20 protein-coding genes and 4 tRNA genes are annotated in these 20,863 nt (G+C 55.0%); 15 read left to right on the top strand and 9 right to left on the bottom strand.

Translation table 11 applies throughout. From position 1 onward, the window contains the following. The first annotated feature begins 62 nt into the window (after positions 1 to 62). Together KUC_RS10755 and KUC_RS10750 are read left to right on the top strand one after the other, a co-directional pair. Entirely contained in the window at positions 63 to 356 is a 294-nt protein-coding gene (locus tag KUC_RS10755; protein ID WP_007113225.1) for an FAD assembly factor SdhE, read from the top strand. After that, entirely contained in the window at positions 316 to 744 is a 429-nt protein-coding gene (locus tag KUC_RS10750) for a hypothetical protein (protein WP_244264788.1), read from the top strand. The genes KUC_RS10755 and KUC_RS10750 overlap by 41 nt, the downstream gene beginning before the upstream one ends. On the opposite strand, the gene nadB is transcribed toward KUC_RS10750, so the two are convergent. The 7 genes from nadB to uvrY all read right to left on the bottom strand — a co-directional run bounded on the left by nadB (position 741) and on the right by uvrY (position 6,232). Then, entirely contained in the window at positions 741 to 2,345 is a 1,605-nt protein-coding gene (nadB, locus tag KUC_RS10745) for an L-aspartate oxidase (RefSeq protein ID WP_007113223.1), read from the bottom strand. The two genes, KUC_RS10750 and nadB, sit on opposite strands and share 4 nt — an antisense overlap. Positions 2,346 to 2,597: 252 nt before the next feature. Then, a tRNA-Leu gene (locus KUC_RS10740) sits at positions 2,598 to 2,684 on the bottom strand. Between the two features lie 68 nt (positions 2,685 to 2,752). After that, positions 2,753 to 2,826, bottom strand: a tRNA-Cys gene (locus KUC_RS10735). Between the two features lie 95 nt (positions 2,827 to 2,921). Further along, positions 2,922 to 2,996: transfer RNA gene (locus tag KUC_RS10730), tRNA-Gly, on the bottom strand. Positions 2,997 to 3,080: 84 nt separating this feature from the next. Then, on the bottom strand, positions 3,081 to 3,629 hold the full coding sequence (gene pgsA / locus KUC_RS10725; RefSeq protein WP_007113222.1) for a CDP-diacylglycerol--glycerol-3-phosphate 3-phosphatidyltransferase: 549 nt from the start codon (positions 3,627 to 3,629) through the stop codon (positions 3,081 to 3,083). 96 nt (positions 3,630 to 3,725) lie between these two features. Next, a complete protein-coding gene (gene uvrC / locus KUC_RS10720; protein WP_007113221.1) occupies positions 3,726 to 5,540 on the bottom strand; it encodes an excinuclease ABC subunit UvrC in 1,815 nt (604 codons plus the stop codon). A 41-nt stretch (positions 5,541 to 5,581) separates the two neighbouring features. Next, positions 5,582 to 6,232, bottom strand: a complete 651-nt coding sequence (uvrY, locus tag KUC_RS10715) for a UvrY/SirA/GacA family response regulator transcription factor (RefSeq protein WP_007113220.1) — start codon at positions 6,230 to 6,232, stop codon at positions 5,582 to 5,584. 173 nt (positions 6,233 to 6,405) lie between these two features. Here uvrY and KUC_RS10710 point away from each other — a divergent pair. Next, positions 6,406 to 6,481, top strand: a tRNA-Ala gene (locus tag KUC_RS10710). A 91-nt stretch (positions 6,482 to 6,572) separates the two neighbouring features. On the opposite strand, the gene argF is transcribed toward KUC_RS10710, so the two are convergent. Further along, positions 6,573 to 7,493, bottom strand: a complete 921-nt coding sequence (gene argF, locus KUC_RS10705) for an ornithine carbamoyltransferase (protein ID WP_007113219.1) — start codon at positions 7,491 to 7,493, stop codon at positions 6,573 to 6,575. Positions 7,494 to 7,662: 169 nt separating this feature from the next. Here argF and grxD point away from each other — a divergent pair, with 169 nt between their 5' ends. From grxD to KUC_RS10665, 8 genes are all read left to right on the top strand, one after another. Further along, positions 7,663 to 8,013: a Grx4 family monothiol glutaredoxin gene (gene grxD, locus KUC_RS10700; protein WP_007113218.1), complete on the top strand. Its 351-nt coding sequence runs from the start codon at positions 7,663 to 7,665 to the stop codon at positions 8,011 to 8,013. A 193-nt stretch (positions 8,014 to 8,206) separates the two neighbouring features. Next, complete coding sequence (gene dnaX / locus KUC_RS10695; protein ID WP_040480669.1) at positions 8,207 to 10,111, top strand: DNA polymerase III subunit gamma/tau; 1,905 nt, start codon at positions 8,207 to 8,209, stop codon at positions 10,109 to 10,111. 101 nt (positions 10,112 to 10,212) lie between these two features. After that, the gene (locus tag KUC_RS10690) at positions 10,213 to 10,539 is read left to right on the top strand and encodes a YbaB/EbfC family nucleoid-associated protein (protein WP_007113216.1); all 327 of its coding nucleotides are present in this window, start codon (positions 10,213 to 10,215) and stop codon (positions 10,537 to 10,539) included. Positions 10,540 to 10,542: 3 nt separating this feature from the next. Beyond that, positions 10,543 to 11,148 carry a recombination mediator RecR gene (gene recR / locus KUC_RS10685; RefSeq protein WP_007113215.1) on the top strand — a complete coding sequence of 202 codons (606 nt, stop codon included), beginning with the start codon at positions 10,543 to 10,545 and terminating at the stop codon, positions 11,146 to 11,148. A 47-nt stretch (positions 11,149 to 11,195) separates the two neighbouring features. Next, positions 11,196 to 12,332 carry a ribonuclease D gene (gene rnd, locus KUC_RS10680; RefSeq protein WP_007113214.1) on the top strand — a complete coding sequence of 379 codons (1,137 nt, stop codon included), beginning with the start codon at positions 11,196 to 11,198 and terminating at the stop codon, positions 12,330 to 12,332. Then, the gene (locus KUC_RS10675; protein ID WP_007113213.1) at positions 12,329 to 12,643 is read left to right on the top strand and encodes a YcgL domain-containing protein; all 315 of its coding nucleotides are present in this window, start codon (positions 12,329 to 12,331) and stop codon (positions 12,641 to 12,643) included. The genes rnd and KUC_RS10675 overlap by 4 nt, the downstream gene beginning before the upstream one ends. Positions 12,644 to 12,655: 12 nt before the next feature. Then, positions 12,656 to 13,231, top strand: coding sequence for an acyl carrier protein phosphodiesterase (locus KUC_RS10670; protein ID WP_007113212.1), 576 nt, complete (start codon positions 12,656 to 12,658; stop codon positions 13,229 to 13,231). Between the two features lie 35 nt (positions 13,232 to 13,266). Then, the gene (locus KUC_RS10665) at positions 13,267 to 13,722 is read left to right on the top strand and encodes a YcgN family cysteine cluster protein (RefSeq protein ID WP_040480668.1); all 456 of its coding nucleotides are present in this window, start codon (positions 13,267 to 13,269) and stop codon (positions 13,720 to 13,722) included. A gap of 15 nt (positions 13,723 to 13,737) precedes the next feature. Here the strand turns inward: KUC_RS10665 and KUC_RS10660 are convergent, their stop codons facing one another. Beyond that, positions 13,738 to 15,840, bottom strand: coding sequence for a S9 family peptidase (locus KUC_RS10660; protein ID WP_040480666.1), 2,103 nt, complete (start codon positions 15,838 to 15,840; stop codon positions 13,738 to 13,740). A gap of 62 nt (positions 15,841 to 15,902) precedes the next feature. On the opposite strand from KUC_RS10660, the gene KUC_RS10655 reads away from it, so the two are divergent. The 4 genes from KUC_RS10655 to hrpA all read left to right on the top strand — a co-directional run. Beyond that, positions 15,903 to 16,328 carry a hypothetical protein gene (locus KUC_RS10655; protein ID WP_007113209.1) on the top strand — a complete coding sequence of 142 codons (426 nt, stop codon included), beginning with the start codon at positions 15,903 to 15,905 and terminating at the stop codon, positions 16,326 to 16,328. A gap of 62 nt (positions 16,329 to 16,390) precedes the next feature. Continuing rightward, entirely contained in the window at positions 16,391 to 17,170 is a 780-nt protein-coding gene (locus KUC_RS10650) for a class II glutamine amidotransferase (protein ID WP_007113208.1), read from the top strand. 212 nt (positions 17,171 to 17,382) lie between these two features. Further along, positions 17,383 to 19,053, top strand: coding sequence for an AMP-binding protein (locus tag KUC_RS10645; protein ID WP_007113207.1), 1,671 nt, complete (start codon positions 17,383 to 17,385; stop codon positions 19,051 to 19,053). A 303-nt stretch (positions 19,054 to 19,356) separates the two neighbouring features. Further along, on the top strand, positions 19,357 to 20,863 hold a 1,507-nt coding region (gene hrpA / locus KUC_RS20050), incomplete at its 3' end, for an ATP-dependent RNA helicase HrpA (RefSeq protein ID WP_371827736.1).

The raw sequence follows: 20,863 nt of genomic DNA, 5'->3' as shown, positions 1-20,863 counted from the left end.
CTGGCGCGACCCTGTGGCTTAGGTATACTGGCTGTTCATTTCTTAGATCGGAGCGGCTGACGTTGAACGACGACAATTCCCCAGCAGCCATTTTGCGCAAACGGCTTTACTGGCACTCCCGGCGCGGCATGTGGGAGCTTGATCTGTTGCTTATACCATTTCTTGAGCAGCGTTTTGACCATCTCAGCGAAGCGGATCAACTGGCCTATGAGCAGCTAATTGAAGGAGAAGATCAGGACTTGTTTGTCTGGCTGATGCACCGAGAGTGGCCCGAGGAGCCAAGCCAGCGGCGTATCGTACAAATGATCGTTGAACATGCTGAAACCACCGATAATTCTGCCTATCGTACCCTCTAAGTATTGGCTGCTCGCTCAATGTGGGTTATTGGTCGGGTTAGTGGTACTGAGCTATTGGGTAGGGGGTAAGCCTGCAGCAGTGGCGATGGTTGTGCTAGGCGGTGTCCTTGGGTGGCGCGGCTATCTTCGTCAACCCAAGGGGGTGCTATCGCTCACCTCGACGGCACCATCAGTTCAAGGCCGCTGGCTGCGCGAGCCGCAGCCAGCGGAGAGCACCCTCACGCAAAGTGAGGATCAGGGTGACGTGGATCAAGTACGCTGTGACTATTTAGGGCCCTGGTTAATAGGGCTTTATGTGGAGAAGCAGCGGGTTTGGCTCTGGCCTGATAGCGCGCCTCGAAAAAACCTGCGTGAGGTAAGGCAGTTGTTCCATCGTCCTGGCCGCTAGCGGTTTTTTTCTAACGCGCCTGTTAAGTCGTTTATCGAAAGCGAAGAGGCAACGGCTTCGGACTGTTGGTGGGGCCAGTCAGAGGAGTAATGCAGCCCGCGTGACTCATGGCGCTGCTGGGCGGCAATCACTGTCAATATTGCTAACTGTAGTGTCTGGTGTAAGCGTCTGCCTTCCGGGGCTGTTAACGCCCCCTGTATCTCTTCCACGCTGTTTAGCAACGCCTTCAAGTGCGTCAGGGCAGTGCTTAGCCCGGTTGAACTGCGCACAATGGAGACATTCTGGCTCATGGTGGTGCGCATTTGTTGGCGTATGTCGCTGAGTACTGCCTTGGGTAAGGCAGCAGCTTGCGCCGGGGGCTGAAATCCACTACTGCTGGCCGCTTGGCCGTGTTGTTCCGGCGCTTGTGTGAGCAACGCTTGAGCGCAGCTGCGTGCAAATACCAAGCACTCTAACAGTGAGTTGCTGGCCATTCGGTTGGCGCCGTGTAGGCCCGTGCAAGCTGTTTCTCCGATGGCATAGAGGTTGGTAACATTGGTGGCGCCATGCAGGTTGGTGGCGACACCGCCGCAGCTATAGTGGGCGGCAGGTACCACGGGGATGGCCTGCTGGGTGATATCAATACCGCGGGAAGCGCAGTGTGCCAGAATAGTCGGGAAGTGGTGGCGAATCGCTTGTTCACCTAAATGACGAATATCCAACCACACGTGGCCTAGGGAGCTGCGCTGTATTTCAGCATCGATGGCACGGGCGACAACATCCCTAGGGGCTAGCTCCGCGCGCTTATCCAGCGCAAGCATAAAACGCTCCCCCGCCTCATTGAGCAAATGTCCGCCTTCACCACGAACCGCCTCACTAATCAAAAACGCTGGGCCTTTGGGGTCAAATAGGCAGGTTGGATGAAACTGTTGAAACTCTAGGTTCATTAACCGAGCACCCAGCTCTGCGGCCATCATCATGCCTTCGCCGCTGCTAGGAGCGGGCGTAGTGGTGTGACGATAAAGGCCGCTTGCGCCGCCAGTGGCTAATACAGTATGGCGCGCGGTGAGCGAGTACCACTGGTGATTAGTATCGCTGCCGTAGGCGCCGCAGCAGGCACCTTGAGCATCTTGTAACAGGCCAACCACGGTTAGGTCGTTGCGCTGGGTTATGTTGGGATGTCGCGCAACACTGGCTAATAGTGTGTCCACCACGGCGCGGCCTGTGGCGTCGTCAGCGTGGATTATGCGCCGGGCATTGTGACCACCTTCACGGGTCAGGTGATAAGGGTAGCGTGCGGCAGGGTCATGTTCGGGTGTAAAAGGAACGCCCTTATTAATCAGCCACTGAATGGCAGCGGGCCCGTGGGTAACGGTAAAGCGAACGGCCTCGATATCACACAGCCCATCACCAGCAATAAGGGTATCGTTGATATGCGCGTCGAGATCGTCATCCGGCGAGAGCACGGCAGCAATGCCGCCTTGGGCCCAGCGGCTAGCGCCTTGGTTATCTTGAGCGGGGCGCACCAGCGTCACTGACCTGTGATCAGCCACTTCCAAGGCAAGGGTTAACCCAGCGACGCCGCCGCCAATGATAAGTACATCGGATGTAGGCGTACCCATAATGCCCGCTCCCTCTTAATACTGACCGAATTATTGCAAAACCTGAACGTTGCTAGCGTCGCCGATCGCAACTGGTTAGGAGGTGGGCATCATAGCGTGGCAATTCGCGTTTAGCGATGTTTTCGCATAAGAAATACGCGATGTTTGAGTGCACGAATAAGCGCAGCTGAGGGCAGCGTATAAGAGTGAGTAAAGTGAAAATAAACGAATAGGGAAGGGCGAAACTGGAAGGGGGAAATCTAGTTTGTAAAATGGTGCCCGGAGCCGGACTTGAACCGGCACGGGGTTTCCCCCGAGAGATTTTAAGTCTCTTGCGTCTACCGATTTCGCCATCCGGGCTAGACATTACAAACAATCACATAGCAATGCTGTTTAGTTTTGCTTAAAACATCACTGCTAGATAAAGATGGAGGCTGGAGTCGGAATCGAACCGGCGTACACGGAGTTGCAGTCCGCTGCATAACCACTCTGCCATCCAGCCTCAAAAGTCGTTGGAACGGTAAAGGAGATTTGACCGGGCTGGCGCACCAGATCACGACCTTCGCCTTGTCAATATCTATTACCACACATCCAAAATGGAGCGGGAAAGGAGATTCGAACTCCCGACCCTCGCCTTGGCAAGGCGATGCTCTACCACTGAGCTATTCCCGCTCGACTCGAGGGCGAATTATACGGATCGCCGCCGGGTTGTCAATCAATGAATTAACGCGTGTTCCTTTTTTAATTATCAGCAGCTTACATGGAGCGGCTAAGATGCGGCCAAGCTGCTTTTAGGTACTGAATCATCGACCACAGCGTTAGGAGTGCGGCGCTATACAGTACTACAACACCCAACAGTGCAAATTCATGGGTCGGCGGAAGCGCCAGCAAGATTAGCAGCGACACCATTTGTAGGGTCGTTTTCAACTTGCCCACCCAGGAAACCGCCACCATGCCGCGTTTGCCCATTTCAGCCATCCACTCGCGCAGCGCTGAAATGACAATTTCACGGCCAATAATCACCAGCGCAGGGAGCGTTAGTACCAGGGTGTCATAACGCTCAATCAGTAGCGCCAGGGCTACGACCACCATGAGTTTGTCGGCCACCGGGTCTAAAAAAGCGCCAAAGGGCGTTGACTGATTCCAGCGTCGCGCTAAATAGCCATCCAGCCAGTCGGTAATAGAGGCCAGTCCAAATAGGCCAGCCGCCACGGGCATGCTCCAACTGAAGGGTAGGTAAAACAGCACCACCAGCAGCGGAATAAAGGCGATTCTCGCCAGTGTCAGTATGTTAGGTATGTTCATCGCAGGGTGCGATCCTTGCCGGAAAATCAGAGGATTTGAAGTGTCTTGGGCTCATTCTATCCCCCTTGGCCGATGGCATCCATGCCAAACGGGCGTTTATCCGTTGAGCGCCCGGTAAATACTTTCGGCTAACGACGCATTAATGCCCGGAACGCGGGCGAGTTCATCGCGGCTGGCCTTTTGCACCCCCTGCAGGCCGCCAAAAAAACGCAGTAACTCGCGCCGCCGTTTGGGGCCAATGCCAGGAATATCCTGCAGGGTGGAGGTGCGTCGCGCTTTATCGCGCTGAGCGCGGTGGCCAGCAATGGCGAAACGGTGCGATTCATCGCGAATATGCTGGATCAGGTGTAACGCGGGGGAGGCCGGATCCAGGTCGAGCGGGTTGTCGGCAGTTTCCACAAACAGGCTTTCAAGCCCCGCCTTGCGCGTCGTGCCTTTGGCTACGCCCAATAGAATGATGTTGGTAATGTCGAGTTGTTTAAACACCTCGCGGGCCATATTGAGCTGCCCCTTGCCACCATCGACGATCAAAATGTCGGGGGCAACCGCTTCACCATTTTTCACCCGCTTAAGACGCCGTGTCAGGGCCTGCTGCATAGCAGCGTAGTCATCGCCGGCGGCGACCCCCTCGATGCGGAAGTGGCGGTAGTCACTTTTACGGGGGCCTTGATGATCAAATACGACACAGGAGGCAACGGTTGCCTCGCCGTGACTATGGCTAATGTCGAAACACTCCAAGCGCTGCGGCGTTTCTGCTAAGCCCAGCGCTTTCTGCAGGGCGGTAAAGCGCTGGGTAAGCTGGGTTTGATTAGCCAGTTGAGAGGCCAACTGTTGCTCGGCGTTGGTAATGGCGAGCTGTTGCCACTGGGCGCGGTGGCCGCGCACTTGGCTGGTGACGCGAATGCGCTTGCCTGCCTGCTGGGTTAGTGCCTCGGCAATCAGGTCGCTATCGTCGAGTGGGTGGCTAGTAATTACTTCGCTGGGCACGTTGTGCGGTTGACCAAAATAGTATTGGCTAACTACCTCGGTGAGCAGCGTCTCTAGCGGCAGATCCAGGTCGTTTTTGGGCGTGTGATGGCGTGCCCCCAACAGGCGGCCGTCGCGGACGCTTAACACTGAAACGCCCAGCGCGCCGGGGCGCTGGGCGAGGGCGAAAATATCGGCATCCCCGCCGCCAGTATCGACAAACTGACGCTGTTGCAGCTGGCGCAACTGCTGAACCTGATCACGCAGGCGAGCGGCCTCTTCAAAGTTAAGCGCCTGGCTGGCGGCTTCCATTGCTCCCATTAATTCTTGAGTAACACGTTCACTTTTGCCTTCCAGGCACATTACCGCGTGTTCGAGATCCCGGCGGTAATCTTCGGCGGAAATATAGTCGACGCAGGGAGCGCTGCAGCGCTGAATCTGATACTGCAAGCAGGGGCGTGAGCGGTGGGCAAACACGCTGTCTTCGCAGTTGCGGATACGAAATATTTTTTGCATCAGCGCTAAGCTTTCCCGAACGGCGCCGCTGCTGGGGTAGGGGCCTAAATAGCGCCCATCGTCTCTGCGTTGCCGTGCGCGTTTATACTCAAGCGCTGGGTAGGAGTGGCGGTCAGTGACAAACACAAACGGATAAGACTTATCGTCGCGCAGCAAAATATTGTAGGGCGGACGCAGTTGTTTGATCAGCGTTTGTTCGAGCAGCAGCGCTTCGGTTTCCGTGCGCGTGACGGTGACTTGGACGTCTGCGATACGCCCCACCATGGCCTGGGTTTTGGTATTCAACTGACCACGAAAATAGCTGGTAAGGCGCGTTTTTAAGCGCTTGGCTTTGCCCACATAGAGGGTGTTGCTTTGCTCATCAAGCATTCGATAAACCCCCGGTGAGGAGCTTATCGAGCTTAAGAACTGTTTTGAATCAAAGGTCATATCAGCGTGTCGGTACCCGATAACAGCAGGGGAGGGTGGGGTTATATTTGGGTCGCGTCAAACCCCTCAACCAGCCCGTGACGGAGCGCTAGGTGAGTCAGCTCGACGTCGGTGGCTACCGGTAGTTTATCAAACAGTCGATAGCGATAGGTGTTAACTGTTTTAGGGCTTAAATGCAGACGATCAGAGATATCTTGTACACGTTGGCAGTTTACAATCATAAGGGCAATCTGTAGCTCACGGTGGGAGAGGTGGCTAAATGGATTATCCTCATCAGTAAAGTGTGACATGGCCAGCCGTTGGGCAATTTCTTGACTTACATAGCGTCGGCCGTGGAAGACTTGGCGGATGGCATCGGTCATTTCTGTTGCATCTGCGCCTTTGCTCAAAAATCCTGAGGCGCCTGCTTCCAGCATGCGACGCAGTACGCTGTCTTCCATATGTGCGGTTAAAATCAAGACCCTGACGTCTTTCATGTTGCGGTGAATACGCCGAGTGGCCTCAAGCCCGCCAATGCCCGGCATGCGAATGTCCATCAACACGATGTCGGGTTTTAAATGGCGGCACTGGGTCACGGCATTTTCACCGTCGTCGACCTCGCCCACAATTTTAATGTCACGCTCTTCGTTTAGCAGGTGAGCGATGCTAGTTCTAACTAGGTGATGATCATCGGCGATAAGTACAGTGATCAATGGACAGGCTCCTGCATGGAAACATCATGGGCTCAGGCGTTGGCCTTGTACTCTAATGCATAGAGTGCCACAGCTAACGACAAAGGAGAATTAGTTAGCCGCGGATGATGTGAATACTTGACCAGGATAAACGTACAACGTAGTATTCGCCTCGCTGTTGATGGATAGCATGTGGGGCCTTAGCTCAGCTGGGAGAGCGCAACACTGGCAGTGTTGAGGTCAGCGGTTCGATCCCGCTAGGCTCCACCAAAGCTAATTTTTACCAAAGCAAGCTTTACCCAAATTTTAGAAAAAAGCCTCGTCATTTAACGAGGCTTTTTTTCGACTGTGAAAAACCGATTTAGGCAGCGATTTTTCCTAGTAGTAAAAATTCAATCAGTGCTTTTTGGGCATGCAGGCGATTCCCTGCTTCCTGCCAGACGACTGCGCGGGGGTCGTCGAGCAGCGTGTGGCTGATCTCTTCGCCTCGATGCGCGGGTAGGCAGTGCAGGAAGAGTACGTCTTGATTAGCCAGATCGAGCATCGCTTCTGTAACTTGGAACCCGGTGAAGTCGGCTTCACGTTTCGCCTGCTCCTCCTCCTGTCCCATAGAAGCCCAAACGTCGGTGGTGATCAGGTCGACCTGCTTTACCGCTTCTTGAGGATCGTGTAGCAGCGTCACTTGATCGCCAGCGGCTGCCATAATGTCTGCGCGGGGCTCGTAGCCTTTCGGGCAGCAAATACGCAGATGAAAACCGAACTGCCGAGCGGCATTGATCCAGGAGTGGCACATATTATTGCCATCACCAATCCACACCGCTGTGCGTCCTTTTACGCTGCCGCGTAGCTCGGTCCAAGTCATTACGTCGGCAAGCAGTTGGCAGGGGTGATAGTCATCGCTTAAGGCATTAATCACCGGTACGCTGCTGGCTCTGGCGTAGGTTTCAAGCCCCGCGTGGGAGAAGGTGCGAATCATTACCGCATCGACCATTTCAGACAATACGCGAGCAGTGTCTTCAATCGGTTCGCCCCGACCAAGCTGAGTATCGCGGGGGGAGAGAAATAGTGCGTGGCCGCCAAACTGTGCCATTCCCGTTTCAAACGAAACCCGCGTACGCGTCGATGATTTTTCAAAGATCATCGCCAGGGTGCGGTTGGGTAATGGTGTATAAACAGGACCTTGGGCTTTTAGATTTGTTTTGATCGTAATGGCTCGCTGGATCAAATAGTCCAGCTCATCCGGGGTCAAATCTAGCAAGGTCAGGAAATGGCGTGTCGCCATAAGGGCTTCTCTCCGCATAAAAACACTATCCTAGCTATGCTGCAGGGGATGCGCAACGCGAACTGCATGCGTAGAATGCCATTTACACGTTAAAGCCGAGCGCTCTACTCAGGTACTAGTTCAAGCGCTAAGTGGGTAAGCATTGGTCATTGATAAGCGAGGAAATTGTATGAGCACGACTGCCGAAAACATTCAGCGTCAAATTAGCGAAAACCCGATCCTGATTTACATGAAAGGCTCGCCCCAACTGCCTCAGTGCGGGTTTTCTGCACAGACCGTTCAAGCGCTGATGAGCTGCGGCGAGCGCTTTGCGTTCGTTAATATCTTGGATAACCCGGATATTCGCGCTGAGCTGCCCAAGATTGCTAACTGGCCGACCTTCCCGCAACTTTGGGTAGAGGGCGAGCTGGTGGGTGGCTGCGATATCGTGGTTGAGATGCATCAAAACGGCGAACTTGAAAAGCTGGTAAAAGCCGCCGCCGAGCGTGCTGGTGCGGCGGAAGGTGGTGATAACGCTTAGGTGTTGGCGACCATTCCGCCTTTTTTCAGGCGGTTGGCGGGCTGCGGTGCAACCGCTAGAATGACGTTTCTTCTCGCATAGTTTTTATTATGCACCGTCTTTATTGTGCACCGTCTTTGTTTTGCATCGTGGCACTTACCTTACGCGGTCTACAGCGTGAGGTGAGTCAGCCCGCCGAAGGAAGTACAGCTTCATGAGCTATCAGGTTCTGGCCCGCAAGTGGCGGCCTCGCACATTCCACGAACTTGTGGGCCAGGCCCATGTTCAGCGCGCCTTGGTAAATGCCCTTGATCAGGGCCGTCTGCATCATGCCTATCTGTTTACGGGTACCCGTGGTGTGGGTAAAACCACCTTGGCGCGTATTCTTGCCAAGTGTTTGAACTGCACGGCCAGCGGCCGTGGCGATGAAGGCATTACCTCTACCCCGTGTGGACAGTGCGATAGCTGCCAAGCAATCGATGAAGGGCGCTTTGTTGATCTTATTGAGGTCGATGCAGCGTCAAGAACCAAAGTAGAAGATACCCGGGAGCTGCTGGACAACGTTCAGTACGCGCCTACCCAAGGGCGCTATAAGGTGTACCTGATCGATGAGGTGCATATGCTCTCCACCAGCAGTTTCAATGCGCTGCTGAAAACGCTGGAAGAGCCTCCCCCCCACGTTAAATTCCTGTTGGCGACCACCGATCCGCAAAAACTGCCGCCGACGGTACTCTCGCGCTGCCTCCAGTTTACCCTCAAACATATGCCACCAGAGCGTGTGGTTGAGCACCTTACCTATGTGCTGGGTGAGGAGGGCGTCGCCTTTGATGAAAGTGCGTTATGGCTATTGGGTAAGGCAGCGGAAGGCTCAATGCGCGATGCCATGAGCCTCACCGACCAAGCCGTTGCGTTTGGGCAGGGGGCGGTGCGCCATGCGGATGTGGCCGCCATGCTCGGCACCCTGGATCATCGTCATATTCTTGGGCTGGCAGAATCCCTGGCCGATGTGGACGTGCAGCGCCTGCTGGCCGAAGTGGCCGAGTTAGCAGAGCAAGGCCCTGACTTTGCCGCGGTGTTGGATGAACTATCCAGCATGCTGCACCGTTTAGCGGTTGCGCAGATGGTGCCGGATGCCGTGGATAACAGTCACGGTGATCGTGACGTTATCCTGCAACTAGCAAGCCGCTTCACCGCTGAAGACATCCAGCTTTATTACCAAATCGGTATTCAGGGCCGCGGGGACATGATGCATGCCCCTGATCTGCGCAGCGCGTTAGAGATGACGTTGCTGCGCATGCTGGCGTTTCGCCCTCAGGGCGTGCCGAAACCACCGCGTACCCCGCTACCGCTGCGCCGGGAGCCATCGCAGGCGGCAGCGCCTGAATCCGCGCCGCTAGAGGCTGTACCACAGCCAGAAGCTCTTCCAGAAGTTCAGCCAGAAGTTCAGCCAGCACCGCAAGTTGAGTCACCAGCCCAGCCGACAGCGCCCGTCGCCGAAGAGGAGTCGCCACGCCAGGAACCGCCACCCTGGCCAGTCGAAGCTGAAACAGAAGCGCCAGAGACTGGCACGCTCCAGCATGCTCCCGAACCAGCGCCTGTTCTTGAGCCTGACTCGGCACCAGAGCCTGCTGCCGAGTCAGATCCTGTTTCTGAGCGAGAAGATGCACTAGCGCCAGAACCGCAGGTTTTGCCTGCTGATGAGTCGGATAACCCCTCAGGCAAACTGGACAACGCGCAGTGGTTGCAGTGTTTTGACTCGCTAGGCTTGGGCGGCTTAACCCGTAACTTGGCGGGCAACTGTTTGGTAGAAAGTGACGACGGTACGCTACTGACGCTTCGCCTAGACCCCAGTCAAGAGGCAATGCAGGCGGAGGTGCACCAAGCGCGCATTGAACGGGCGCTGCAAGAGCAGGGCATGCCCCGGCGCATAGCGTTTTACGTGGCCGAGTTGTCTACTAGCATGGAAACACCCCGGCAGCGCGAAGAGCGCCTTAATAAAGAGCGTCATGCCCAGGCGGTTGATCTACTCAATCACGACCCCCATGTACAGAAGTTACAGCAGGCGTTTGGGGCAAAGCTGATAGAATCCAGCGTTAAGCCTGCCGACGCGCTGCGCTAAGCTCTTTTCATGCAGCCTTTCATACAGTCGAAAGATAGCTAAAGACAGTTTTATAAGACAGTTTTATAAGACAGCTTTATAACCACATTGGAGATCAGACCATGCTTAAAGGTGGAATGGGCAACTTGATGAAACAAGCCCAAGAGATGCAGGAAAAAATGCAGCAAGCCCAGGAAGAAGTCGCCAAAGCCGAAGTTCAGGGCGAAGCGGGTGCCGGTATGGTCAAGGTCACCATGAACGGTCGGCACGACGTATCCAACGTCTCCATCGACCCCAGCGTGATGGAAGAGGACAAAGAGCTACTGGAAGATTTGCTTGCGGCGGCGGTCAACGACGCAGTGCGCAAGTTGGAAGTTAACTCTAAACAGAAAATGGAAGAAGCAGCGGCAGGTTTGAACCTTCCGCCCGGCTTTAAGATGCCGTTCTAAGCAATGCGTTTTTCTCCTCTCGTTGAGCAGTTAATGGAAGCATTTCGCATACTGCCAGGCGTTGGGCCCAAAACGGCTCAACGCATGGCGATGCACTTGCTTGAGCGTGAACGACCAGGCGGGCAGCGGCTGGCTGCGATTATTCAACAGGCGATCGAAGAAGTCGGCTATTGCCAGCGATGCCGCACGCTCACCGAAGCCGATATCTGTGCGCTGTGTGAGAGCCCACGCCGCGATGATTCGCTGCTTTGCGTAGTAGAGTCGCCTGCCGACCAGCTGGCGATTGAAGAGGCTGGCGGCTTTAAAGGGCGCTACTTTGTGCTCCACGGGCACCTTTCGCCGCTAGATGGCGTGGGCCCTGAGTCAATTGGTTTAGACCTGCTGGAAGCGCGTGTTGCAGAAGGGCTCATTGAAGAAGTGGTGTTGGCGACGAACCCGACTATCGAAGGTGAAGCGACGGCTCACTACATTGCTTCGTTGTTATCAGAACATAACGTCAAACTCTCACGGCTTGCTTATGGCGTCCCCATGGGCGGTGAACTGGAGTACGTTGATGGCGGGACCTTGAGCCGTGCATTTAACGGTCGTTTGCCGTTTGCCAGCGAATAAGCCTACTTAAAACGCAAGCGCGGTAGCGTTTGCGCCAACTTGGAAGAATGCTTTTGTCCTCTCTTACTCCCTCTTATCAATGGCTTGATACCCCAGATGCGCTTGATACGGCATGCGAGCAAGTAGCCGATGCCGCTGTGATCGCTCTGGATACCGAGTTTTTCCGAGAGAACACCTTTTTTCCAGTCCCTGCGCTGATTCAATTCACCGCCGGTGAAGAGGCTTATCTAATTGATCCGGTGGCCGTTCCCTGCACCGATAAATTCCGTGCCCTGCTGCAAAATAGTGCCATCAAGTTACTGCACGCCTGTAGCGAAGACCTGGAAGTCTTCCAGTACTGGGCGGGCGTATTGCCGGTACCGTTAATTGACACTCAGGTGGTGCAGGGCTTTTTGGGCGAAAACCCTGGCATGGGGTATCAAAAACTGGTCGAATTTTGGGTCGGTGAAACGCTGCCTAAAGAGGAGACCCGTTCAAACTGGCTAGTGCGCCCGCTGTCGCCTGCGCAGTGCCATTACGCCGCGCTGGATGTGATCTATTTGCTAAAAGTCTGGACGTTACAGGCTGAAAAGCTCACCACACTGGGGCGGCGCGAGTGGGTGGACGCTGAGTGCGCTAGCTTAATTGACCAAGCTGGCCGCAGTGTTGATAACGATCTGCAGTGGTACACCCGTCAACGCCAACTATGGCGCTTGATGCCCCGCCAGATGGAAGCGTATCGGCTAATGACTACTTGGCGTGAAGGTGAAACACGCCGCCGCGACTTGCCGCGCAACTGGTTGATTAGCGATAAGTTGCTGTTTGCGATCGCAGAAAAGATGCCCAGCAATCGCTTTGAGCTTGCTGATGTTGAAGGCATTAAGCCTATGCTGATCAAAAAAGAGGGCGATGCGCTGCTGGCGATGGTCAAACAGGCACAGCACTGCGATGAAGCGGTGCTGCCCAAACGTTGGCCAGACCCCATGCACCCGACGTTTAAGTCACGCTTTAAAGCACTTAAAAAGGCGGTCACGGGCAAAGCCAATGAGTTAGGGGTGGCGCCGGAAATGCTCATGCGACGCCGCGATATTGAAGCACTGGTGATGCAGGCCTTGGCGGGGGAGCCTTTCACTTGGCCGAGCGGTTGGCGGGGCGAGTATTTGAATACCGCGCTGGCCCAAGCTCTTGAGGAGAGTCCATCATGAGCGATAAATTGATCTGCGAGGTTTTCAAAAGCTCGCGTAAAGATGAAATGTATTTATACGTCGATAAGCGTCAAGGGTTTGCAGATGTCCCAGAGCAGTTACTGGAGACCTTCGGCAAGCCTGTGCCAGTATTTACCATGCTGTTGACCGCTGACAAAAAATTGTCTCGAGTTAATGCGGCAGACGTGGTGGAAGGCATTAAAGGCAAAGGATTCTATCTGCAAATGCCGCCGCCTAAAGAGGCCTATTTGCTCGACGTGCATCGCGCCCATGTTGCCTCGCGCTCTGATACACGCTCTGATGCAGAGTAGAGCTACCCGGTTATGAATTTTCTTGCCCATGCGTGGTTGGTGAGGGCCGGTAGCGATGATTTTCTCTACGGCAATTTAATTGCCGATGGCGTTAAGGGGCGAGATTTAAGCGCTTGGCCCGCTGCTACAGCGCTGGGCATTCGCCATCACCGCCGGGTGGATGCCTGGGTGGATAGCCATCCTTGCGTTGTTAATGCGCGGCGGCGTGCGCCAACGGGTCAGCGTCGCTATGCGGGTATAGCCCTGGATATGGTGTGGGATCATTTCCTGGCCCGTGATACGGCGGGGCAGGTGGATCAAGAGGCGATTGTTGAGCGTTGTTATCGGTTGCTCAGCGCACGGCCCGCGCCGAATCGGCTGGCGGGCATGATGCCGATTCTTGTCGAGCACGACTGGTTAAGAGGCTACGCTGACTTTGCGTTCACCTGCCGGGCCGTTGCCGGTATCGGGCGGCGTTTGTCTGGCCCCAATCAGCTTGCTGCCTTAGTGCCTTGGCTGCACAACGATTATCAAGCGTTAGAGGACGATTTCCAGACACTATGGCCCGCGCTATTGGCTGAATTAAGCCACCAAGATTCATCCCCATAATAAAGAGTTTTTCCGCGACAATGAGGCAGGAGAAAATGGAAACCGCTATGCGCGAACGTTTTTGGGAGCGCTTTACCCTTGAAGAGCTGACGCCCCAGGAGTGGGAAGCGCTATGCGACGGCTGTGGTCAGTGCTGCCTGCTGAAGTTGCACGATGAGGACACCCAAGAGTTGGCGGTGCTCAATGTTGCCTGCCGTCTGCTGGATATCCACAGCTGTCAGTGTAGCGATTATGCTAACCGTTTTGACAGCGTACCCGACTGCACCCAACTGACGCCTGCGTTGGTTAAAGAGTTCACCTGGCTGCCGCAGAGCTGTGGCTACCGGCGGGTGGCGGAAGGGCGCAAGCTGGCGGGTTGGCATCCGCTGTTAAGCAATGATGCCGAGCGGGTTCACCGCAAAGGCATCAGTGTGCGCAGCTTTGCGGTGTCCCAAGACGAGGTGCCAGAGCAGCAATTAGAGTCGCACATTATTGCCGTGCTGCCGATGTAGTGCCCTTTGAGGACTTTACTCAGAAGTTAAAGATGCTTGCGAGTGCAGTCCCAGCGCCCAAAGAATAAATGCGTCTTGCCGCGCAGTATCGCGCCAGGCTTTGAATCGACCGGATGCTCCGCCGTGGCCGCTGCTCATATCGGTACGCATCAGAATTGGCGCTGACCCCTGCTGCTGCTGTGCCACCTGGGCATAAAATTTGGCGGGCTCCCAGTAGCTTACTCGAGTGTCAAACCAACTGCCCTCAATCCATAGGGCAGGGTAAGCCTGCGCCTTGATATTATCGATGGGCGAGTAAGCGCCTATTCGCTCGGCGACCTCTGGGTCTTCAGGGTTGCCCCACTCGCTGTACTCAGCCGTTGTCAGTGGCAGTTCAGGATTCTGCATCGTGCGCAGCACGTCTAAGAAAGGCACGTCTAGCAAAGCGGCACAAAACTTTTCCGGCGCACGATTAATACAGGTGCCGACCAGTAGCCCTCCAGCGCTGGCGCCATAGGCCGCTATTCGCTGTGCATCGCTTACACCCTCTTCGACAAGCGCTTCCCGGGCAGCCAGGAAATCGTCAAAGCTGTTCTCCTTGTGTGCCATTTTGCCGTTTAAATACCAGGGTTCGCCGCGCTCACCACCACCGCGCACATGAGCAACGGCAAAGGCCGCACCGCGTTCAAGCAGTTCCAATCGGGCGATCGAGAACCAGGGGTCGAGCGCGTCGCCGTAGGCACCGTAGCCATATAGCAACGTGGGTAAGGGCTGATCCGCCAGGTCGGCGCGCATCACTACTGATACTGGCACTTGTTCGCCATCCCGGCTGTTCGCCCAAAGGCGGCGGCTGATTAACTGTTCCGGCTGTAAATTGCCGTAAACAGGAACCCGTTTCAGCAGCGTCCGTTCGCCACTGGTTAAGTCAAGTGAGTACCAGCTGGGCGGCTGGGTAAACGACTCTTCGCGCAGGCGCAGTACCTGCGTATCGAAGTGCGGCGCATCTTCAAGCATTTGCGAACAGGGTTGTTCAGGCAGTGCCAGGTACTCATCCAGTGTGCAGCTGTGATGGGCATTGAAAAGCAAACGCCGCAAACGCACCTGCGCCTGGGCATGGTCGCGCTCAGCCAGCATCAGCCCCCAAGAGAACGCATCAACGCCTTCCAGGGTAGCGTCTTCACGGTGGGCGATTAACGATTGCCAATTCAATTGGGGCTGGCCAAGCTGACTTTCCGGCAGAAAATCGAGTTGAAAGTGTGCGCCTGTCTGGTTATGCAGGCGATAAAAGCTGCCAGGGCGGTGATCAATGTGGTACTCAACTCCCGCTTGGCGCTGCTGAATACACAAAGGTGCTGAATCAGGAGAGTGAGCGGGCAATAGGTAAATTTCACTGGTGTCTTTTGAGCCACTTTCGAGCAGCAGCCATGACCGCGAGCGCGTTTTACCGATGCCGAGCCAAAACTCTGGGTCCTCTTCGCGTAGCACCAGTACGGGCTCTTTTGAAGCGCTAGGCTCCGTCAGCGAAAGTGAAAAGCGCCAAACGCTGTCGGGTCGCTGGGTGTCGTCAAACCGCGTAAACAGCAGCGTCGCCGTGGTAGCAGTTTGATCTTCTGCCCAGCACAGCCCCGCGCCAATGTCGCTTAACAGTTGCACGGGCGTCCCGCTAGGTAGTGCTTTCAGCCATAGGGTAAAACGCTCGTCGCCTTGGGTATCTTCTGTCCAGGCCAACCACTGTTCATCGGGAGAGAGCGCCATATCGCCCATGTCGTAAAAGTCGTGCTCGGCGGCACGGGCTCTAACGTCAAAAAAGCATTCGTGCTGTTCAGGCTGATGGTTGGGGTGGCGCCACCAACAGGGGTAGTCGTCCTCAGCACCGGTCTCGTTCCAGAACGTGAAGTGGTCAAGGGTTGTCTTAAGGCTGGTTACGGCTAATTCGCGGCGAGCCAGGTGGCTCTGGTATAACGCTTCCTCCAGAGGGGCAAGCGGGGCAAACCAATCGGCTTGTTGCTGGTTGGCGGCCTCTAAAAAGGCGCTGACCTCTGGGTCGTCGCGCTCTTCTAACCAGTGCCATTGCGGGTCATTAGCGCGATAATAGCGTGCAGCGGGTAAGCCTGAAGGTATGCCTTGCTGTGCTTTCATAAATTGATAGGTACCATAACGGGAAATCAACGTCGGGTGAGTTCACCCACATGAGGGGTATTATGCTGTTTGCAAATTCATCGCCACTGCTGTGGTTGAGTTATTACGGGCTGTCGCTATTAGTGATTGTTGCGGTCTATTTTACGCTCACTTGTTTGCCTCGTTTGCCACGTCTTGTACTGACCTGGACGGTTGCTGGTGCGATATGGGCACCCGCCACTTTCCGGTTGCCGCTAATAGAAGAGGGTGAATTCTATACCGGTTGGGCACCTTCGGCGATGGTGGCGGCGGTTGGCTTTTTAGAAAACAACGGCTCGGCGCTACGTGGCGGGCTGATGTGGCTGGTATTGGGGATGGCGTTAGGCGCGCTTATTGGCGTTGCACTTTGGTGGTGGCGCCGCCCTAACGAGGCCGAATATGTTACCCAGGAAGAAGAAAGTGATGATGAAGGCGAATCGCCACGCCGTCGTGAACCGGTAATTGGTTGATGGCTGTTTTTAGGTAAAGCTTTTCTAGAGAACTACCGGGTGTCTAAGCATGTGTGAAGTGTATGTGTGAACTGTTGGGTATGAGCGCCAATGTGCCCACCGATATCTGTTTTAGCTTTTCGGGCTTTTTGCACCGCGGAGGAGGCACTGGCCCCCACCGCGATGGTTGGGGAATCGCTTTCTACGAAGAGGGCGGTTACCGTGATTTCCGGGATCCCCATCCCTCTGTCGATTCACCCATCGCCCGGCTGATTTGCGACTACCCGATTAAGTCCAATGTGGTGATTAGTCACATTCGCCAAGCCAATGTGGGGGGCGTAAAGCTTGCCAATACTCACCCATTCACCCGAGAAATGTGGGGGCGGCCCTGGTGCTATGCCCACAATGGCCAATTAAGTGGCTGGGAGAGCCTAGCATTAGGAAACTACACCCCGGTAGGCAGCACTGATAGCGAGCACGCTTACTGCTGGCTAATGGGTGAGTTGCGACGCACCTTTCCTGCTCCACCCGCTGATCCCGCAACGCTTTGGGAGCGCTTGCACCAACTGTGTGAGCAGCTAAGAGCGCTGGGCGTGTTCAATATGCTGCTCTCCGATGGCTGTTACTTGTATACGTTTTGCGCCACGAAACTAGCGCATATTACACGCTGTGCGCCCTTCGGAGATGCGGAACTTTCCGACGCTGAGATGACGGTGAATTTTGCCGAACATACCACGCCTGACGATATCGTTTCAGTGATTGCCACCGAGCCGCTTACTCACAATGAAGCGTGGCAGCGCATGGTGCCAGGCGAGCTATTGGTCTGGCGCGATGGAGAAATTCAGGCGCGTTACTGTCCATAAAAGAACGTTCTACTAAATTGGAATGAGAGAAGCAGCAATGAATTAAGCGAGTCTGACTATGGGCTAAAGTTTAAACGAAAGTTTCAATCGATCGTTTTACAGCCTGTTATAGGTCGTATATCGTTGGGCTTCTTAAGCTACTTTTTAGACTAAGCCCAGCGACAACAACAAGGTCGGTGACCCTACGCCGACGCCGATAGCGGAGATTGCCCATGAGCGAACACGCCAACGCCGCCGTTTTACGTGGCCCAGCGCTTGAAGGGTTGGATCAATATGATTCAGTCACGGATGTATTTCGTACCGCAGTAGAGCGCTTTAAGGATAAGCCCGCTTTTTCCTGTATGGGAAAAACCCTCACCTTTGCCGATCTTGACCGTCTTTCGGCAGACTTCGCCGCTTGGTTGCAGCATGAAACGGACTTAGTGCCGGGTGATCGAATCGCCATTCAACTGCCCAACGTGCTGCAGTTTCCCGTGGCTGTTTTTGGCGCGTTACGGGCAGGCTTGGTGGTCGTTAATACTAACCCGCTGTACACCGAGCGGGAAATGGCCCATCAGTTCAAGGACGCCAACGCTAAAGCCATTGTCATTTTGGCCAATATGGCCGATAAGCTGGAGAAAGTACTCGATAAAACAGATATCGAGCACGTTATCGTCACCCAACTAGCCGACTTGCACGATGTGCCCAAACGCTGGTTAATCAATGCCGTAGTTAAGCATGTTAAAAAAATGGTACCGGCTTATTCACTTCCTGGTGCGGTTGGTTTTCGCGATGCGCTGAAAAAAGGCGCCTCATTAAGTCATACTGAAACGCAACAGACACTCGACGATTTAGCCGCTTTGCAGTACACCGGCGGCACTACCGGTATGCCGAAAGGGGCGATGCTCACACATCGCAACTTAGTGGCCAATATGCTCCAGGCACGGGAAGCTATCGGTACCCATCTATCCGATGGGGAAGAGCTGGTGATCGCACCGCTTCCGGTCTATCACATCTATACGTTTACGGTTAACTGCTTGTTCTTGATGGAGACAGGCAACCATTCGCTGTTGATCACCAACCCTCGTGACCTGGATGCCTTTGTTAAAGAGCTTAAGGGGCTGCCATTTACAGCGTTTATCGGCTTAAACACGCTGTTTAACGCGCTGTGTAATCGGGATGATTTCAAACAGCTGGACTTTTCAAAGCTGAAACTAACCATCTCAGGTGGCATGGCGTTGACTAAGGCTGCGGCGCAGCGTTGGGAGCAGACCACCGGCTGTAAGATTGCCGAAGGCTATGGTTTAACGGAGACATCCCCGATTGTTAGCTTTAACCCCAATGATGCGATTCAGTTGGGCACTATCGGCAAGCCGGTGGCGGGTACCGCGGTAAAAGTCGTTGATACGGATGGCAATGATCTGCCAATGGGTGAACCTGGCGAGCTATGTGTGCAAGGGCCGCAGGTGATGAAAGGCTACTGGCAGCGTGAGGATGAAACCCGTGCCTCCATTGATGACAATGGCTGGTTCTTCACTGGTGATATTGCCGTACTCCAGGATGATGGCTATATCCGCATTGTTGACCGCAAGAAAGATATGATTTTGGTCTCCGGCTTTAACGTCTACCCCAATGAAATTGAGGATGTTGTTGCTGCCCACCCGGATGTGCTTGAGTCGGCCGCCGTGGGCGTGCCTGATGAAAATGCTGGCGAAGCGATCAAGCTGTTCGTGGTGAGTAAAAATGACCAGCTTGATGAGAAAACGCTACGTGACTGGTGCAAAAAAGAGCTCACTGGCTATAAGGTGCCCAAAATCATTGAGTTTCGTGATGAACTGCCGAAGACAAATGTGGGAAAAGTATTGCGTCGCCAGTTGCGCGATGAAGCACCCGCAAAAACGTAATCAGATAGAAATGTTTGGTCAAAGGGCGAGGGCTGGTTGAAGCGAGGGTCTTTCGCCCAGGCCGGAAAATATTCCTGACAATTCCGGCATTTCCGCCATCCATAGCGGTCAGACGGCGAAAGTAGCGCCCAAGGACGGGTTCATTGCGCCCTCGCGGAAACCTGCCCTCGTCCTGTTCTGCAGCAACAAGCACTGTGGTTAGGCGTCGTGGAGATGAAAGCGTTACACTATCCGACCCGCTCAATCGAGCGGGTTGATTTTTTATATCTCTTTTTAGATGTCTCTTGCTAAATGCCCAAGCGAATGGAAGCCGACTCAATCGTGACCACTGACACATCCCCAGCCCCCACCGATAGCCAACGTCTCGCGTCGCTGCAACAGGCGACAGGGAGTGTGATGTTGCGTGATGCTGAACGGCTGGAGCGTCGCTTGGCTGGTTTGTACCGCCGTCAGCGCGATAACAAGCCTATTAGCCGTGGTTTGGATGAAGTTCAGCGTGAGCTCGAGCGTTCTCATCAACAGCTCAGCTTGCGTGAAGCCCAAAAAATCGCGCTGAATTATCCGCCTGAACTGCCAGTGGTTGAACGAAAAGAAGATATCGTTAACGCGATACGCGATCACCAAGTAGTGGTGGTGGCCGGGGAGACCGGCTCTGGCAAAACCACCCAGTTGCCCAAAATGTGTTTGGAGCTGGGGCGCGGCCGCCGTGGCTTAATTGGTCACACTCAGCCACGGCGCCTAGCCGCCCGCAGCGTCGCTAGTCGCCTGGCGGAAGAGCTTGAAGTCTCTCTGGGCGAGCAAGTGGGCTACCAAGTACGCTTCACCGATCAAAGCAGCCCAACAACCTTGGTCAAACTAATGACCGACGGGATCTTGCTGGCCGAAACGCAGAATGATCCGCTGCTGCTGCGCTACGACACCATCATTATTGATGAAGCCCACGAGCGCAGCCTCAATATCGACTTTTTGCTCGGCTACCTCAAGCGCTTACTCCCCAAGCGACCAGATCTAAAAGTCATCATTACCTCGGCGACTATCGATGTAGAGCGCTTCGCCAAGCACTTTGGCACCGCCAAAACGCCTGCGCCGGTAGTAGAAGTGACCGGTCGCACCTACCCCGTTGAGGTGCACTACCGGCCGCTGGTACGCGACGAAGACGATGAAGAAGACCGCACGCTGCAAGAGGGCATTCTCCACGCAGTTGAAGAGATTGAAGCCGTTGAGCGAGAGAAAGGTTGGCTGCACGGCCCCCGGGACGTGCTGGTGTTCTTACCCGGCGAACGCGAGATTCGTGAAACCGCCGATACCCTGCGCCGCGCCGAGCTGAAAGGCACTGAAATCCTGCCCCTTTACGCACGGCTCTCCAACGAAGAGCAGAACCGCGTGTTTGCTCCGCACCGCGGTCGGCGCATTGTACTCGCCACCAACGTCGCGGAAACCTCGCTGACCGTACCTGGGATTCGCTACGTGATCGACCCGGGGCTAGTGCGTATCAGCCGCTATAGCTACCGTTCCAAGATCCAGCCCCTGCCGGTAGAAGCGGTTAGCCAGGCCAGTGCCAACCAGCGTAAAGGGCGCTGTGGGCGGATTGCCGAAGGCGTATGCATTCGCCTCTACAGCGAAGAGGATTTTCTCTCCCGGCCCGGTTTTACCGACCCTGAAATCCAGCGCACCAACCTTGCCTCGGTGATTCTCTCTATGCTGGGGCTCAAGCTCGGCGATATCGAGGCCTTTCCGTTTGTTGATCCGCCGGATAGCCGCTTTGTTAAAGACGGCTTCCGACTGCTGTTCGAGCTGGGCGCAGTGGATG

Origin of the sequence: Vreelandella boliviensis LC1 (genome assembly GCF_000236035.1) — a bacterium.
Taxonomy (GTDB): domain Bacteria; phylum Pseudomonadota; class Gammaproteobacteria; order Pseudomonadales; family Halomonadaceae; genus Vreelandella; species Vreelandella boliviensis.
The sequence above is the reverse complement of the archived record's forward strand: the minus strand, read 5'-3'. Positions and strand labels throughout refer to the sequence as shown.

Bases quoted from the DNA above. Each gene is read 5' to 3' on its own strand.
- KUC_RS10650 (WP_007113208.1), top strand. From the start codon at position 16,391: ATGTGTGAACTGTTGGGTATGAGCGCCAATGTGCCCACCGATATCTGT.
- KUC_RS10645 (WP_007113207.1), top strand. From the start codon at position 17,383: ATGAGCGAACACGCCAACGCCGCCGTTTTACGTGGCCCAGCGCTTGAA.
- grxD (WP_007113218.1), top strand. From the start codon at position 7,663: ATGAGCACGACTGCCGAAAACATTCAGCGTCAAATTAGCGAAAACCCG.
- nadB (WP_007113223.1), bottom strand. From the start codon at position 2,345: ATGGGTACGCCTACATCCGATGTACTTATCATTGGCGGCGGCGTCGCT.
- KUC_RS10660 (WP_040480666.1), bottom strand. From the start codon at position 15,840: ATGAAAGCACAGCAAGGCATACCTTCAGGCTTACCCGCTGCACGCTAT.
- argF (WP_007113219.1), bottom strand. From the start codon at position 7,493: ATGGCGACACGCCATTTCCTGACCTTGCTAGATTTGACCCCGGATGAG.
- KUC_RS10750 (WP_244264788.1), top strand. From the start codon at position 316: ATGCTGAAACCACCGATAATTCTGCCTATCGTACCCTCTAAGTATTGG.
- rnd (WP_007113214.1), top strand. From the start codon at position 11,196: ATGCTTTTGTCCTCTCTTACTCCCTCTTATCAATGGCTTGATACCCCA.
- KUC_RS10690 (WP_007113216.1), top strand. From the start codon at position 10,213: ATGCTTAAAGGTGGAATGGGCAACTTGATGAAACAAGCCCAAGAGATG.
- KUC_RS10665 (WP_040480668.1), top strand. From the start codon at position 13,267: ATGGAAACCGCTATGCGCGAACGTTTTTGGGAGCGCTTTACCCTTGAA.
- recR (WP_007113215.1), top strand. From the start codon at position 10,543: ATGCGTTTTTCTCCTCTCGTTGAGCAGTTAATGGAAGCATTTCGCATA.
- KUC_RS10670 (WP_007113212.1), top strand. From the start codon at position 12,656: ATGAATTTTCTTGCCCATGCGTGGTTGGTGAGGGCCGGTAGCGATGAT.
- uvrC (WP_007113221.1), bottom strand. From the start codon at position 5,540: ATGACCTTTGATTCAAAACAGTTCTTAAGCTCGATAAGCTCCTCACCG.
- KUC_RS10655 (WP_007113209.1), top strand. From the start codon at position 15,903: ATGCTGTTTGCAAATTCATCGCCACTGCTGTGGTTGAGTTATTACGGG.
- pgsA (WP_007113222.1), bottom strand. From the start codon at position 3,629: ATGAACATACCTAACATACTGACACTGGCGAGAATCGCCTTTATTCCG.
- dnaX (WP_040480669.1), top strand. From the start codon at position 8,207: ATGAGCTATCAGGTTCTGGCCCGCAAGTGGCGGCCTCGCACATTCCAC.
- KUC_RS10675 (WP_007113213.1), top strand. From the start codon at position 12,329: ATGAGCGATAAATTGATCTGCGAGGTTTTCAAAAGCTCGCGTAAAGAT.